General features: G+C 60.5%; 10 protein-coding genes. 5 read left to right on the forward strand and 5 right to left on the reverse strand.

Annotated elements, in window-relative coordinates; all coding sequences use genetic code 11:
- The first annotated feature begins 117 nt into the window (after positions 1-117).
- From JDEN_RS08870 to JDEN_RS08880, 3 genes are all read left to right on the forward strand, one after another.
- Positions 118-1,395, forward strand: a complete 1,278-nt coding sequence (locus JDEN_RS08870; protein ID WP_015772031.1) for an ROK family transcriptional regulator — start codon at positions 118-120, stop codon at positions 1,393-1,395.
- Between the two features lie 78 nt (positions 1,396-1,473).
- Positions 1,474-2,448 (forward strand): acetylxylan esterase, encoded by a 975-nt coding sequence (locus JDEN_RS08875; RefSeq protein ID WP_015772032.1) that lies wholly within the window; start codon positions 1,474-1,476, stop codon positions 2,446-2,448.
- Positions 2,449-2,457: 9 nt separating this feature from the next.
- Positions 2,458-3,714, forward strand: coding sequence for an AGE family epimerase/isomerase (locus JDEN_RS08880; protein ID WP_015772033.1), 1,257 nt, complete (start codon positions 2,458-2,460; stop codon positions 3,712-3,714).
- A 32-nt stretch (positions 3,715-3,746) separates the two neighbouring features.
- Here JDEN_RS08880 and yicI read toward each other — a convergent pair whose 3' ends face one another.
- Both yicI and JDEN_RS08890 read right to left on the reverse strand, forming a co-directional pair.
- Positions 3,747-6,029 carry an alpha-xylosidase gene (gene yicI / locus JDEN_RS08885; protein ID WP_015772034.1) on the reverse strand — a complete coding sequence of 761 codons (2,283 nt, stop codon included), beginning with the start codon at positions 6,027-6,029 and terminating at the stop codon, positions 3,747-3,749.
- A gap of 12 nt (positions 6,030-6,041) precedes the next feature.
- Positions 6,042-8,105 carry a beta-galactosidase gene (locus tag JDEN_RS08890; protein ID WP_049754464.1) on the reverse strand — a complete coding sequence of 688 codons (2,064 nt, stop codon included), beginning with the start codon at positions 8,103-8,105 and terminating at the stop codon, positions 6,042-6,044.
- A 173-nt stretch (positions 8,106-8,278) separates the two neighbouring features.
- On the opposite strand from JDEN_RS08890, the gene JDEN_RS13060 reads away from it, so the two are divergent.
- Both JDEN_RS13060 and JDEN_RS08910 read left to right on the forward strand, forming a co-directional pair.
- Positions 8,279-10,738 (forward strand): glycoside hydrolase family 95 protein, encoded by a 2,460-nt coding sequence (locus JDEN_RS13060; protein WP_015772036.1) that lies wholly within the window; start codon positions 8,279-8,281, stop codon positions 10,736-10,738.
- On the forward strand, positions 10,725-11,747 hold the full coding sequence (locus tag JDEN_RS08910; protein WP_015772037.1) for a LacI family DNA-binding transcriptional regulator: 1,023 nt from the start codon (positions 10,725-10,727) through the stop codon (positions 11,745-11,747). The genes JDEN_RS13060 and JDEN_RS08910 overlap by 14 nt, the downstream gene beginning before the upstream one ends.
- A 100-nt stretch (positions 11,748-11,847) precedes the next feature.
- Here the strand turns inward: JDEN_RS08910 and JDEN_RS08915 are convergent, their stop codons facing one another.
- The 3 genes from JDEN_RS08915 to JDEN_RS08925 form a co-directional block, all read right to left on the reverse strand.
- The gene (locus tag JDEN_RS08915; protein WP_015772038.1) at positions 11,848-12,855 is read right to left on the reverse strand and encodes a carbohydrate ABC transporter permease; all 1,008 of its coding nucleotides are present in this window, start codon (positions 12,853-12,855) and stop codon (positions 11,848-11,850) included.
- A 2-nt stretch (positions 12,856-12,857) separates the two neighbouring features.
- Complete coding sequence (locus tag JDEN_RS08920; RefSeq protein WP_015772039.1) at positions 12,858-13,820, reverse strand: ABC transporter permease; 963 nt, start codon at positions 13,818-13,820, stop codon at positions 12,858-12,860.
- Positions 13,821-13,908: 88 nt separating this feature from the next.
- On the reverse strand, positions 13,909-15,591 hold the full coding sequence (locus tag JDEN_RS08925) for a type 2 periplasmic-binding domain-containing protein (protein WP_015772040.1): 1,683 nt from the start codon (positions 15,589-15,591) through the stop codon (positions 13,909-13,911).
- Positions 15,592-15,593 lie beyond the last annotated feature (2 nt).

The raw sequence follows: 15,593 nt of genomic DNA on the forward strand, positions 1-15,593 counted from the left end.
CAGCAGATGCCTAACTCACACAGGCGGTTATCAGATCGTTGCAATCGCTCCGATCACCACCACGCCCGTGACACCCGGCATACTGGAAACGACACACCTGCCAACAAAGGAGCGACCGTGGCCGCCACCGCCCGCACCCTCAACACAACCGGAAGCACATCGGTTGTCCTGGACGCCATCCGCGCCGCAGGAACAATCTCGCGGGTCGGAATCGCACAAGTCACCGGACTCACTGGCGCGACCGTATCCACCGTTGTCCGCAAACTCCTCGACGCCCACCTCGTCATCGAAATCGGACGCGCCGAATCCACCGGAGGAAAACCCCGCGTCCTGCTCGAACTCAACCCCACCGCACGATACGCCGTCGGCGTCCACCTCGACCACGGCGCCATCACCTACGCCGTGACCAACCTCGCCGGAGCCCCCGTCGCACGCCTCGCCCGCCCCGGCCCCGGCAACGCCAGCCCTGCCGACGTCGTCATCCGCATGGCCGACGAAATCAACATGCTTGTCGAATCCATCGGAATCGCCCGCGACAAACTCCTCGGGCTCGGCCTCGTCTCCCCCGGTCCCCTCTCCTCACGAGCCGGAATGCACCTGACACCACCCTTCATGCGCTCCTGGGAAGACTTCCCCCTCGACACCCAACTCGCCGACGTCGCCCAACTACCCGTCCTGCTCGAAAACGACGCCACCGCCGCCGCCATCGGCGAATACTGGTCCGGAGGAACCCAACGCGAAGAATCCTTCGCTGCCCTCTACCTCGGAACTGGACTAGGCGCCGGCATCGTCATCAACGGAACCGCCTACCGAGGCACCTCCGGAAACGCCGGAGAAATCGGCCACACCTGCGCCAACATCGACGGGCCCGAATGCTGGTGCGGGGCACGCGGATGCTTTGAAGCACTCGCCGGCCCAGCTGCCGTCGTCAATGAGGCCTACAGCGACCCGCGCATCGTCACAGCCGCCGCCCTCGACACCTTAGGCGACCACACCCCCATCACCCAGCGGTTCGCAGCCATCGCCCGCGCCTCACGAATGGGCGACACCCCATCGCGACAACTCTTGGAACGCTCCGCACGCTACGTGGGAGTCGCCGCCCAATCAGTGGCAAACCTCCTTGATGTTCGTATGCTTGTCCTCACCGGCTCAAGCTTCGCGGCAGCAAGCCACATTTACGTTCCCGCGATCCGTGACACGCTCGCCGCATCCTTCTTTGCCCGTGACAACCACGCCGTGCACGTACAACTGTCACAGTCCGCTGAAACAGCCCCCGCCATTGGTGCTGCGGCACTGGTGTTGCAAGCCCAGTTCGTTCCAGAACGATCCACGTCACTCGCCGCAAAGGTGCGATCATCACCGCATGTCAGCGAGTTGTCGACGCTGTCGCCTTAAGCGCCAGACGTACACTACAAGGACCGGGTGGCACCGCCGCCACCCCCCGTCACAGCCCTTGACCAACGAAGGACAATCATGGCTTTTTTCGACTTGCCACTTGCTGAACTCGACACCTACCGCCCCGAGGTGCGCCGCCCCGACGACTTCACCGAGTTCTGGGACACAACCCTGGCGCAGGCACGAGCATTCGATCTTGATGTCACGCTGACCAAGGTGGACACCGGACTTGACCTTGTCGATGTGTATGACATGGAGTACAGCGGGTTTGGTGGGCACCGAATCAAAGCCTGGCTCACTGCTCCAGCAGGCACCGACGGCCCGTTGCCCGCCGTGGTGGAGTTTGTCGGGTACAACGGAGGGCGCGGCCTCCCCCATGAAAACCTCCTCTGGGCCAACGCTGGGTACATCCACGTGAAAATGGATACCCGGGGGCAAGGCTCCGGGTGGGGAAATGGGGGGCACACTCCCGATCCGGTGGGCTCAACACCATCAGTTGCAGGGTTCATGACCCGGGGTATCACCGACCCCGCCGACTACTACTACCGCCGCGTGTACACGGACGCTGTGCGCGCGTGGGAAGCAACAGTTTCCCTGGACCGTGTCGATCCGCAACGCACCGCGATCGCCGGAATCAGTCAAGGCGGGGGAATCACCCTTGCCGCAGCGGGGCTCTTAGGAGACAAGGTCGCCGCCGTACTGCCGGATGTGCCGTTCTTGTGCAACTTTGAGCGAGCCACCTCCATCACGGATGCTGACCCATTCCACGAGATCACCGCTTACCTTGCCGTGCACCGCGGCGAGGTCGACCAAGTATTTACCACGTTGTCCTACTTCGACGCGGTGAACTTTGCACCTGCTGCGAGCGCACCTGCGTTGTTCTCGGTGGCGCTCATGGACATGATTTGCCCGCCATCTACTGTGTTTAGTGCGTTTAACCACTATGGGCATGATGACAAAGACATTGTTGTTTACCCCTACAACGGTCACGAAGGTGGCCAAATCCATCAAGTAGCGCGTCAGCTTCCGTGGCTACGTTCTCGACTCGCATAAGGATGATTCATGATTGACCACACTGGCCCTGCGTTGACGTCTCCTGATCACCATGCGTGGTTGCGCCTTCAAGCGCGCGGGTTACTTGATTTTGCTCGGAAGACCATGGTTGCTGGTCGGGGTGCTGGGTGGCTGACCGTCGATGGGCAGGTTGATGACACGCAAGCGATTCACACGTGGATCACCGCTCGAATGGTGCACGCGTTTTCGTTAGGGGCCATTCTTGGAGATGCGCATGCCCGGGAAATTGCGCAGGAAGGATTGGACGCGTTGCGGTCCGGTCCGTTGCGTGACAGCGAGCATGATGGGTGGTTCGCATCGATTCCGGTGACTGCTGGGGCTGGTGAGGTTGATTCGACAAAGAGCGCGTACGCTCATGCGTTTGTTGTGTTGGCGGCGTCCTCTGCCCGTGTAGCTGGGTTGTCAGGTGCGCAAGAGTTGTTGACGCAGGGGTTGGCGATTCTTGAGGACCGGTTTTTTGATGCAGGCACGGGTTTACACGTCGATGAATGGGATGCATCGTGGTCGGTTCTTGATGATTACCGTGGTGTCAACGCCAATATGCATGCGGTGGAGGCGCTTCTTGCGGCGGGTGATGTCACGGGTGACCCGGTGTGGCATGAGCGGGCGTTAGGGATCGCGAAGACGGTGGCGTTGCAGTGGGCTGCCCCCAACGGGTGGCGGATTCCTGAGCATTTCTCACCATCGTGGGAGCCGTTGCTCGAGTTCAACGATGACCGTCGTGCTGATCCGTTTAAACCGTATGGGGCAACGGTTGGTCATGGTATTGAGTGGGCGCGGTTGTTGTTGCACCTTGATGCGACGTTCCCGGGGCAGCACCCGTGGTTACAGGAGTCGGCGCGGTCGTTGTATTCGCGGGCGATTGCTGATGGGTGGCGCCGTTCCACTGCAGGTCACATGGGGTTTGTGTACACGACGGGGTGGGGTGGCGAACCTATTGTGGAAACCCGGATGCACTGGGTTCCTGCTGAGGCGTTGGCTGCTGCGTCTGCCTTGTTCACCGCGACGTCCGCGCCGTTTTATGCCAAGGACTACGAGCAGTGGCTTGCCCATGTGGAGCGGTTCTTTGTTGATGAGGCGCATGGATCGTGGCATCACGAGTTAGATACCGCGAATCGACCCAGTGGAACTGTGTGGCCAGGGAAACCCGATATTTACCATGCCATTGGCGCTTTCTTGACCCCAACAGTCCCGCTGAGTCCAACTCTTGCTTCGGCGTTGGCAGCACAAACCAGCGGGCGGTGACGTCTCCGCCCGCTGGTGTGACCGCATCGGTGCTACCCCGCAAGGGTCACCGATGCGGTCTTTTCTGTTGTGTGATGGCGGATCGATGTGCCCCCGATGGCCAGTGACCAGGGGCCGGTTCCTTCGTCGCGGCGGGCGTGAAGTGTGTCGCCGTCACGCCACACGGTAAATCGGGCCGCTTGTGTGGTGGCACTGGATGCGGGGATGGTGACGGTGGTGTTGTGCCCGTCGGGGAACGCGTAGGCGTGCAATGTGACGTCGTGCGCCCACGGGTAGTCTGGGCGCGTGGTGGTGGCGCCTCTCGGGATGACACTTCCTGGACGCGCCAGGATGGGCATGTCGTCAAATCCCATGTCCTTGCGGTACCAGCGTGGACCAGTGTAAGTGTCTCCGGTAAGCAGGGACGTCCAGGTGCCTTCAGGGACGTAGAACTCGGCGGTGTGTTCGTCAAACACGGGGGCAACCAGGAGGGCGTCACCGAGCATGTACTGGGTGCCGATCGTGCGTGCGGTTCGGTCGGCTGGAAATTCGAGGAGCATGGGACGCATGACGGGGATCCCATGTGTTGCAGCTTCCTCACCTAGTCGTCCAAGGTAGGGCATCAGTGACATTTTCAAGGTGGAGAAGAGGCGGGTCACAGCCACGGATTCGTCATCAAAGGCCCACGGGACACGGTAGGAGTCAGAGCCGTGGAACCGTGAGTGGGAGGACATGAACCCAAAGGCCACCCAACGTTTGAACACGGCTGGGTCGGGGGTGCCTTCAAACCCACCGATGTCGTGGCTCCAGTACCCAAACCCGCTCAGTGACAGGGAGAGCCCACCACGCAAGGATTCAGCCATGGCCACAAACGTCGATTCGCAGTCCCCACCCCAGTGGACAGGGTATTGCTGGCCGCCGGCGGTGGCTGAGCGGGCAAAGACAACGGCCTCGCCGGTGCCGCGTTCCCGTTCGAGCAGGTCAAAGACCGCTTTATTGAACAGCAGCGTGTAGTAGTTGTGCATGCGTTGCGGGTCTGAACCATCGTGCCACACCACGTTGGTGGGGATACGTTCGCCAAAGTCAGTTTTGAACGCGTCCACCCCCATATCCAGGAGCTGTTTGAGGTGGGAAACATACCAGGCGGTGGCGTCGGGGTTGGTGAAGTCAACCAGGGCCATCCCTGCCTGCCACATGTCCCATTGCCACACTGATCCGTCAGGTTCGGTGACAAGATATCCCTTGGCCATTCCCTCGTCGAACAAGTGCGACCGTTGCGCAATGTAGGGGTTGATCCACACGCAAATGTGGAGGTCTTTGGCTTTGATCCGGTTGAGCATCCCTTGAGGATCTGGAAACGTGTCTGGGTGCCAAACAAAGTCGGTCCAGTGGAAGCCGCGCATCCAAAAGCAGTCAAAATGGAACACAGAGAGCGGCAGTTCACGGTCGATCATGCCGTCAATGAATGACATCACTGTTGCTTCGTCATAGTTAGTTGTGAATGAGGTGGACAGCCACGTTCCGTAGGACCATGCAGGCACTGCGGCAGGGCGGCCAGTCAGCGCCGTATAGGTGGACAGGATGTCTTTAGGCGTTTCGCCATAGATGACGAAGTAGCGAAGTCTTGATCCGGGCACCGAAATTTGGGTGCGGGACACGACTTCAGACCCAATTTCCAGTGACACATGGTCGGGGGTGTCAATGAACACCCCGTATCCTGCGTCGGACAGGTAGAACGGTACGTTTTTGTAGGCCTGTTCGGAGGCTGTTCCGCCGTCTTCGTTCCACACATCAACGACCTGGCCGTTTTTCACAAACGCCCCGAATCGCTCCCCTAACCCAAAAATGTTTTCGGAGACACCCATCGTGAGCTGCTCATACACGTAGCGGTCCCCACTGGTGTGGGACACAACACCCACGGACCGGTCCATTGATGAGGTGAGGTGGCGCCCTTGCCCGGAAAAATCAACATGCCACGGGCCATCAGTGGACACCGTTGCGGTCAGGCGTCCTGAGGTGATCGTCGCTGGCACACCTGAGTGCGGGTCCGCGACCGTGATGGTCGCGGCCCCTTCCTGCGCAGCAAGAGCAAAATGAGGACCTGGATCGATGCGCCCCTTGTGGTGCACGATCTCAACCCCAATCACATCGGGAATGGGGGCGGTGAACGTGGTTGTGATCAGCGGGCGGTTGAGGGTGTCCCCTCGCGTCTCGATGGGCGCGGTGGGTGCGTACACCACCAACGCTCCGTCCCGTTCTTCCACGGTATCAATGTCCTTAGGGCGGAGGACCGTGTACCCGTCGCGGGTCAGCCAGTAGCCGTGTGAAAATTTCATGAGTTGGTCTCCTTAGATTCTGTCAAGGGCGTTGGCCGCAACGAGAAACACGGCATCGTAGGCGGGCACGTGGACGGTATTGGACCCGTCATAGCTGGTCATCGTCAAGGCGTCGTGCCACTGCCCCACCCAGGGGTGACGTCGGTTGTGCCCGGCCAGACTTGCCAGCGCGACTGTGTGTGCGGTGTCCGTGTGGTTCACGATGAGAGTGTGCAGTGCACCGGATATCACCTCAACGCCGTCTGGCAGGTCACGCCCAGGCATGAGGTCAGGTGGCAGAATCCTGGTGAACAGTGCTTTCAGCGCTGGGCTGTCAAGATCTGCGGCAAGGGTCCACACATCGGTTGCTGGGTTGTGGACCACCGCAGGGGCGTTCGCCAACCCGTGGGGCGCATCGGCAGGAAAGGATGCCACAGCCGTGGCTGTGGCACTGGCCAGGGTGATGTGATCGGCGTACCTGGGCACCGGCAGGCTGTCCACACCGAGGGTGAACTGCGTGGCGTGCCCAAGGGGCACCCATTGTTGTCCGTGAGTTCCGGTGAGGTCCGCCAGCGGTACCGGGAAGTACCCCGCATGGATGTGCCCGTCTCCATGAGCGATGCCCGAAAATGGTCCAAGAATCAAGGTGTGGCCCGCTTCGCTCACAGCACGCAACGCCTCCACATCACTGTCGTTGGCTTGGTAAAGGTTGGGCACTGCAACGACGTCATACTGGGTGAGATGCGGTCCGGGCGGCACAATGTCAACGGTGACCCCCAGGTCGTGCAGTGCGGTAAACCAGCGACGGAGAACCGCATAGGCATCTAACTGGTGCGTGGGGAGCGCCGGTTCACGGGTGGCCCACCAGTTCTCCCAGGTGAAAACGAGAGCTACCCGAACATGCGGTAACAGGTTGTCATCGTGGGGGAGCACCGTGGACAGGTGTTCTAGTTCACGACCCAGTGCGCACACCGACTCAAAGTGAGGGGTGTTGGGCCCTTGATGCGGCAACATCGCAGAGTGGAATCGTTCTGACCCAACCGCCGATGCGCGCCACTGAAAGTAGCAGATCCCACGCGCACCCCGAGCGACCGCTGTGAGCGCCTCGCGGCGGGTTTGGTGGACGGGTTTGGGGACGTTGTGGGGACGCCAGTTCACTGCAGAGACGGCTTGTTCCATGAGCATCCATGGTTTGCCGTTGGCCAGGGATCGCATGAGGGTGTGGGCGAGAGCGGTGTCGTGGTAGGAACGCTCGTTGGTGGGGTCGGGGTAGATGTCATCACTGATGATGTCGAGGTCATTGACCCAGGTGGGGTAATTAACCAGGGGGAAGAAACCCATGAAGTTTGTGGTGATGACGGCGTGTGGGTCAGCGGCTCGAATGATGTCGCGTTGTTCGCGCAGGCAGTCGCGCATGAGGTCGGAACTGAACCGTTGGTAGTCAAGATTGAGTCCGGGGTTGATGAGGTAGGGGGCGCTCCGGGGAGGGATGACTTCGTCGAAGGAACCGTAGCGTTGGGACCAAAAGGAGGTTCCCCACGCGTCGTTGAGCGCGTCGATGCTGTGGTAGCGCTCAAGGAGCCAGTTGCGAAAACGGGTGGCGGCTTCATCGGAGTAGCACAGTTGCCCGTATTCATTCCCGATGTGCCACATCACCACAGCCGGGTGGTGGACGTACCGGGTAACCAGCTGGGTGACGATGCGCGCACAGTAGTCACGGTAGGTGGCTGATGCGGGGGAAAAGTGGTTGCGCGACCCCCAGTGCATGGTGTGGCCGTCACGGTCTCGGGCAAGCGTGTCCGGGTGGAGGTGCCCCATCCATGGGGGCGGGGATGCGGTGGGGGTTGCGAGGTCAACGGCGATCCCCGCGTCGTGGAGGGCGTTGATGACGTCATCGAGCCAGTCAAACGTGTAGGTCCCGGGGTGTGGTTCGAGGTCTGCCCAGCTGAACACACCGAGGGTAATAAGCGTGACGCCAGCGGTGCGCATGAGGGCGATATCGTCACGCCAGGTGTCTGGGTCCCACTGTTCTGGACTGTAGTCTCCGCCGTAGGCGATGCGGTGGCCCAGGGGTGGCCGTCCCGATCGGTGCACCATTGCTCCTTGGGTTGGTCAGGTTGACGAGTGAGGGTAGTAGCCCTCAGGGTGTTCCCCACGATACCATCGAAGCGGTTCAACGATCCATAGTCGAAACGCCACACATCGTCATGACGAACCTTCCCTACTCTCTCCCCCGCTTCTCGTTCCTACCTGCCCACCCGGAGTACCCAATGAACCGCGACGAGACAACGAAGTCCACCACCGCACATCCCACCGACTCCCCGGAGCAACTCTCCCTGAACGCCCCCTGCACAACATGGGTCGAAGCGCTTCCCCTCGGCAATGGAATCCTTGGGGTCATGGACGGCGCCCACGCCGCCCACACCACACTCTGGATCAACCACCACGCCACCTGGTCCGGCCACCCCGCAACCGCCTACCAACTCCCCCCAGCAGCCGACAACCCCACCTGGCTCATCGAAGCACGCCTCGCCCTTGCCCGCCAGGACTACCCCACCATCACCCGCATCCTGAAAAGCACCCAAACTCCACACAGCCAAGCGTTTCTTCCCCTAGCTCACCTCACCCTCACCCCCACTCACTCCGTCACCTTCATCAGCCGCCACCTCGACTTCTCCACCGCGACCAGCCACGCCATCTACGCCACCGCTGACAACAGCACCATCCACCACCGCACCTGGGTACCCCGCGCCGACAACTACTCACCGCCCTTCCACCTCCCCGACACCCCCCACGCTCCCCCAGGCGACGGCAGCGCCATCATCCACACCATCACCAACCACAGCCCCCACACCCTGCACTACACCATCAGCACCGACACCCTCCTGCGCCCCCACACCCAGCACACCACCCACCGCCCGCACCTCACCGTGCGGCTCCCCAGCGACGTTGCCCCCACCCACGAAACAACCGACCACCACATCACCTACGATCACACCAGCGCCAGCCAAACCCTGACCTGGGCAACCACCAGTGCCGCCACCCCCACCACCCTCACCATCGCCCCTCACACCACCGGCATCCTCGTCCTCACCGCCAATACCCCCGCCGACCCCACCGAGCCCACCGCCCCCGTCATCACCCACCTCCACACACACGCCGAACGCATCCGCGACGCCCTCACCAACGCTGGCACCCCACCCACCGCAGAACTCGCCGGACCCTACGCGCGCCACGTTGCCGCGCATCGGCAGATGTACACCCGAACCAGCCTTCATATCGCCGCTGACCCACACGCCACCCGACAATTCCACATGGGCCGCCACCTCCTCATCACCACCCTGCACCCCAATGCCCTGCCCATCACTCTCCAAGGCCTCTGGAACGCCGAACTCCCCCCACCATGGAGCTCCAACTACACCCTGAACATCAACACCCCCATGAACTACTGGGCCGCCGACCAGGTTGGCCTCGGAGAACATCACACCCAACTACGCCACTGGCTGACCCGCGCCGCTGCCGGACCAGGGCGCTACATCGCCAACGCGCTCTACCACGCACCCGGCTTCGTCCTGCACCACAACAGCGACCGGTGGGGTTACGCCACCCCAGCAGGCGCCGGACACGGCGACCCAGCATGGTCGTTTTGGCCCATGGGTGGGCTCTGGCTCACCCTCACCGCATGGGACCACATCACCTACACCGACGACCTCACTGACGCCGCACACCTATGGCCCCTCATTGAAGGAGCCGCACACTTCGCCCTGCACTGGCTCACCCACGACGGCACCACCACTCACAGTGCCCCCTCCACCTCCCCCGAACACACCTTCACCCACGACGGCACCACCACAGCAATCACTGACACCCCCACAATGGACATCGCGCTACTGACCGAACTTCACCAGGTCGCCACCCACGCAGCAGCGATGCTCAACAAAGACGCCCCATGGCTCGCACCACTGGGACGCCTCATCGCGGACCTTCCCACCCCCCGCATCACCACCAGCGGCCACCTCGCCGAATGGACTCATAACCACCCCAGCGCCGAACCCAACCACCGTCACCTCTCCCACCTCATCGGGCTCTACCCGTTCCGCCACCTGACCACACCAGAACTACGCGACGCAGCCATGGCGTCCCTCAACGCCCGCGGACCCGAATCAACCGGGTGGGCACTGGCGTGGCGCATCGCACTGAGCGCCCGCGCCCGCCGCAACGAGGACGCCGCCACCTGGATTGCCCGATCCCTACGGCCCATGACACAGCACACAGGGCCCCACCACGGCGGCCTCTACCCCTCCCTCCTCAGCGCCCACCCACCCTTCCAAATTGACGGAAACCTCGGCTACCTCGCTGGAGTATGCGCGTGTCTCATTGATGCCACTACCGACACCATCACCCTGCTTCCAGCGCTCCCACCCGCGTGGACACAGGGACACATCACCGGGCTACACCTGCCCGGTAGACTCACCTGTGAGATCACATGGCGCAACGCAGCACCCGACCTCGTGACCGTGACGCTGCACGCTCAGGCCCGCCAGCCAGCACGCCGCACCATCTCGTTTGGCACCACCCAACGGTCCATCACCGTGACACCGGGTGAAACACTGCGTTTCACCGGACGTCACCTGCAAGAAAACACCACACAGCCGATTAGTCTGAAAGACAACACCGGGACACACACCGGTGACACACCACCACGAGAAACGAACCATGGCGACGATTGACGATGTAGCAAAAGCAGCCGGAGTGTCCACCTCCACCGTGTCCTACGTGCTGTCAGGGAAACGTCCTATATCCGGCCCCACCCGGGCACGAGTCGAACGCGCCATCCGCGACCTTGGCTACCGCCCTCACGCTGGAGCGCGCGCACTGGCCTCTTCACGCACCAACGTCATCGCACTCGTGGCACCACTACGTGTCGCCGTGAACGTCAACGTCATCATGGAGTTCGTCACCGGGGTCGTCCAAGCAGCACGCACCCACAACTACGACGTGCTCCTCCTCACCCAAGATGACGCCACCGGAATCGACCGCGTCTCCTCTGGTTCGATGGTCGATGCGATCATCGCCATGGACATCGAAGAAGACGACCCTCGTATCCCCTTACTCGCTCAAGCACGACAACCAGCTGTGCTCATCGGCCTGCCGCGCGACAGTTCCGGGCTCTCCTGCGTCGACCTTGATTTCTTTGGGGCGGGCACAGCAACCGTTCGCCACCTCGCTCAATTGGGCCACACCTCTCTCGCGATGCTCGGTGCACCCGAAGCTGTGTGGAAACGACATACCTCGTTTTGGGACCGCACCTTATCTGGGGCCACTTATGAAGCAAACGCCCGGGACATTAGCCTGCACGCAATTGCCTGCGAAGCATCAGAAGTTGGCGCACGCACCGCGGTAGCCACTATCCTGAGCACCCACCCTGACACGACCGGGCTCATTGTCCATAACGAAGCAGCGCTACCACACGTGGTTGCTGCCCTGCGTGACCGGGGGCTTTCCATCCCGGACGACATGTCCATTGTCGCAATCTGCCCCCAACACCTTGCCACTTCCCAGCCTCAACCACTGAGTTCAGTGACCATCCCCGCAACAGCCATTGGGAAAGTCGCCGTTGACATGGCCATTCAACGCCTCAACGACCCCGAACAACCAGCCGAAACGCGACTACTCGCCGCTGAGCTCACTCAACGGGCAACCACTGCAGCGCCTCACAGCGCGCCTGTTGCCCCCTAGCGCATTCACTGCAGGGATCGGTGCGTATTCCCACCCCATCAACACTGTGGGGCCAGGTCATCAGACCTGGCCCCACAGTATGAATAAGTGCATCGAGCGACTACCCCTTGATCGCACCAAAAATGACACCCTTGGTGAAGTGCTTTTGCACGAATGGGTACACGATAAGGATGGGGAGCACCGCCAACACCATGATGGCCATTTTGATCGACACTGAGTTCAGCTGTCCCTGAGCGACCGTGAAGTCAACTCCCGGAATAGACTGCCCTTGAAGCACATACTGGCGGAGCACCATTTGCAATGGCCACTTGGACGAGTCATCAATGTAGAGCACCGCGTTGAAGAACGCGTTCCAGAACCCCACCCCGTAAAAGAGCGCGATCACGGCAGTGACTGCCTTGGACATGGGCATCACAATGGAGAAGAGGATTTTCCATTCTGATGCGCCATCAATACGGGCTGCTTCGATGATGCCGGTGTCAATCCCCATGAAGAAGTTCCGCATAATGAGCAGGTTGAACGCAGAAATACAGGTGGGCAAAATGAGCGCCCACAAACTGTTGCGCAGACCCAACGAGGAAATCCACAAATATGTGGGGATCAGCCCAGCGGAAAAGAACATCGTAATGATGAAGAGGAACAAAATAGGCCGGTGTAATGCGGTGCCAGGTTTAGACAACCCGTAGGCAGCCAACGCTGAAACAACAGTGGCTATCACCGTTCCAGTCACGGTAACAATGACTGAGACCCACGCAGCTTGAGCAACAACCCCACCCGACAGTAATTGCGCGTAGGACGCGAACGTGATGCCCTTGGGGAACAGCACCAAACCACCGGCTTCTTGCACGGTCTTTGCATCAGACAACGAGGTCACCACAATCCCCCACATGGGGATCGCAACAAGCCCGACAACCACGGTGAGGATGAGGAACTTTCCGATCATCCCCCATGTCGATGGGCTTTCCTCCCATACTGGTCTGTTGGCGTTGCGGTGACGGCGCTGGTTGGGGATCCCATCGATGCGGTGGTCGATGGGAAGCGCAGCAATCTCTGCAGGTGTGAAGACTTTCTGCGGACCGCGGGCCGCTTGTGACAGTTCGACAGACACTGTTATCCCGCCTTCTGGTAGACGCCGGCTTCACCCATACGGTGAGCGAGTTTATTGGCCCCAAGAACAAGGAGGAGCGCCACGATACCTTTCATCAGCCCAGCTGCGAGCGCAAATCCCCATTTGGAGTATTGAATACCTTCGAAGTACACGAAGGTGTCAAGGACATCGGATGCTCCAGAGCCGACGGCATCACGTTGCAGATACATTTGCTCGAACCCAACGTTGAGGGCGTCCCCGAGACGCAAAATGAGAAGCAGGACAATGACGGGTCGGAGTGCTGGCAGCGTGATGTGCCATAGGCGGCGCATTTTCCCGGCGCCATCAACAACGGCGGCTTCGTACAGCGACGGGTTCACGGTGGACAGTGCTGCCAGGAAGATGATCATGCCCCACCCTGCGTCTTTCCAGATCGCTTGGGTAGTCACCAGTGCGATGAACGTGTCCGGGTTGGTCATGATCTGCAAGGGGGCGTCCCCGTTGCGGATCATCCATTGGGATAGTGGGCTGGCGCCACCAACGAATTGTTGGAAGATCGTGATGACAAGTACCCAGGAGAAGAAGTGCGGGAGGTAGATGACTGACTGCACCACGGTTCGCACTTTGGTACTCAAAATCGAGTTCATGAGTACCGCGAGGAAGATAGGAACTGGGAAGTAGAACAGCAACGAGAACGTTGTGATAAGCAGGGTGTTTTTCAGCGCGTTGGCGAAGGACGCTGAGGTGAGGACGTCGAGGAAGTTCTCAAGCCCTACCCAAGGGCTTCCAGTGATGCCGCCGTATGGGTTGTAGTCCTGGAAGGCTCCAATGTTCCCGATCATCGGGATGTAGTTGAAGACAATGATGAGGACGACCGCTGGGATCGTCATGATAATGAATGTGCGATCTCGCACGATTTTTTGCCACAGGGTCATCCTACGAACAGGGATGTCTCCCGCGTAGGGTTCGTGGTGGGTGGTGGTCATACCTCGTCCCCCAGTCCCCGCACCGGGGCGCCCATCTGTGTGGGCGCCCCGTGTGTCGAGGACGTTGTGTCGGCCTCGTTGACGGATGTCACGCAGGTAGTTCGTCGAGAATGTTCTTGTAGTAGTCGCGTAGTGCGTCGCCACCGTCTTTGCGCCATTGGTCGACGCGTTCACGCATGACGTCGATGGATGCGCGTCCGCGTTGCACTTCGGTTTCCAGGTCGGAGATTCCGGCTTCGATGTCACGGTATTCGTCTGGTACCACAACGTTGATGCCCAGGAATGGTGAGGACTGAATGTATTGTCCTGCTGCTGCTGAGTAGGCGGAGTAGGACTCCACGTATCCGGGGTATTGGAAGTCGGCGGCAACACCGGGAGGTGAGGCCAGGAACATGTAGGAAGGGACCACTTCGGTGTTGCCGAGTTCGGTTTTGACGGGTTCGCCCGCGTCACCGAGGTTGTAGTGTACGCCTTCGACACCGTTGGCGACCAGGTCGTATTCTGTTGTTCCGTACGGTGCCGCAAGGAAATCTGCCGATGCGAGGATGGCTGCGATCTTCTCCTCGCCGATTCCTTTTTTGATGAAGGACCAGAAGGATGCGGGGGCTGCGCGCCAGTACACCGGGTCGCCGCCTTTGTAGTCGAACGGTACAACTGCGTCCATCTCGAAGGAGTCGTTCACACCGACTTGGCTGGCGACCATTTCACGCCAGCCTCCGAGTCCGTCTCCGTTGAAGTACACGTTTCCGTCAAGGAATGTTTGACGGCCTGCAGCGTCGTCAGGGTGGACGAGGTTTTCTTTGTAGCATTTGGCCACAAATTCCAGGCAGTCGAAGTAGTTGTCAGTTTCCATGCGGTGGACAACCTTGCCGTCGATGACTGTCCACCCGGATTGCACTCCAAACGCAATGTTCGTCAGCGCGGTCCATGGGTTGAGGGTGGCGTAGCGTCCAGCGCCTGGGTCGTTGATTTCTTTGTACAGGGCGAAGAGGTCGTCGATGGTGGTCGGCGCAACCTCGGTGATGCCTTTGTCTGCCAGGAGATCTTTGCGGTAGAAGTAGGTCATGTCGAGCGCACCACCTGGCATGGGGATGGCGTAGATTTTGTTTTCCCAGCTGGAGTTCATCCATGCTTCGGTGGGAATATTCGCCAGGTGGGGGTAGGTCAGGACGTTGTCCCCGGTGAGGTGTGGGGTGAGGTCTTCAAAGACGGCGGGGGCGATCTCGGAACCGAATTTTGCGTTACCGGACACGGTCCAGGTTGGCAGTGCGAACCAGTCGGGAAGGGAGTTTGCGTCAGCAAGCCGTGTTTGCGCAATGTCCCAGATGTCGTTTCCGGACAGGAGGTTCAGATCGATGGTGTTGCCGATAGCGTCGTTGACAGCGGTGAAGTACTGCCCTGTGGTGTCAGGGATGGGCGACCAGGTGGGTGCTGCGGCGGTAATGGTGACACCACTTCCCGGGGGCGCATCGTAAGCCTGCACCAGTTCTGGACGGCTCGTGTACCCCGGCAGGGTTCCGTTCACTGACGGGAAGTCTGGCTCGACGTATTGGATGGGCTGGTAGCTGGGGGCAATGGATCCATCTGAGGTGGCGGTTGGTGTTCCACCTCCGCCAGTTGTGGAGTCACCGGGCAGGGGTTCATTTTGGGCACACGATGCGAGCAGAGACGGCACACCAATGGTGGCTGCCCCCGCCGCCAGTAGGCCAAGGAATGAGCGCCTGTTGATGGGCGCGTTCAGCAATCCTGATCCTTCTCGCTGGGTGTTCATGA

It is taken from the genome of Jonesia denitrificans DSM 20603 (genome assembly GCF_000024065.1).
GTDB classification, from domain to species: Bacteria; Actinomycetota; Actinomycetes; order Actinomycetales; family Cellulomonadaceae; genus Jonesia; species Jonesia denitrificans.

What these genes read in the sequence shown, in the direction of transcription:
- JDEN_RS13060 (WP_015772036.1), top strand. Translation starts at nt 8,279, where the DNA reads ATGAACCGCGACGAGACAACGAAGTCCACCACCGCACATCCCACCGAC.
- JDEN_RS08920 (WP_015772039.1), bottom strand. Translation starts at nt 13,820, where the DNA reads ATGACCACCACCCACCACGAACCCTACGCGGGAGACATCCCTGTTCGT.
- yicI (WP_015772034.1), bottom strand. Translation starts at nt 6,029, where the DNA reads ATGAAATTTTCACACGGCTACTGGCTGACCCGCGACGGGTACACGGTC.
- JDEN_RS08890 (WP_049754464.1), bottom strand. Translation starts at nt 8,105, where the DNA reads ATGGTGCACCGATCGGGACGGCCACCCCTGGGCCACCGCATCGCCTAC.
- JDEN_RS08880 (WP_015772033.1), top strand. Translation starts at nt 2,458, where the DNA reads ATGATTGACCACACTGGCCCTGCGTTGACGTCTCCTGATCACCATGCG.
- JDEN_RS08925 (WP_015772040.1), bottom strand. Translation starts at nt 15,591, where the DNA reads ATGAACACCCAGCGAGAAGGATCAGGATTGCTGAACGCGCCCATCAAC.
- JDEN_RS08875 (WP_015772032.1), top strand. Translation starts at nt 1,474, where the DNA reads ATGGCTTTTTTCGACTTGCCACTTGCTGAACTCGACACCTACCGCCCC.
- JDEN_RS08910 (WP_015772037.1), top strand. Translation starts at nt 10,725, where the DNA reads ATGGCGACGATTGACGATGTAGCAAAAGCAGCCGGAGTGTCCACCTCC.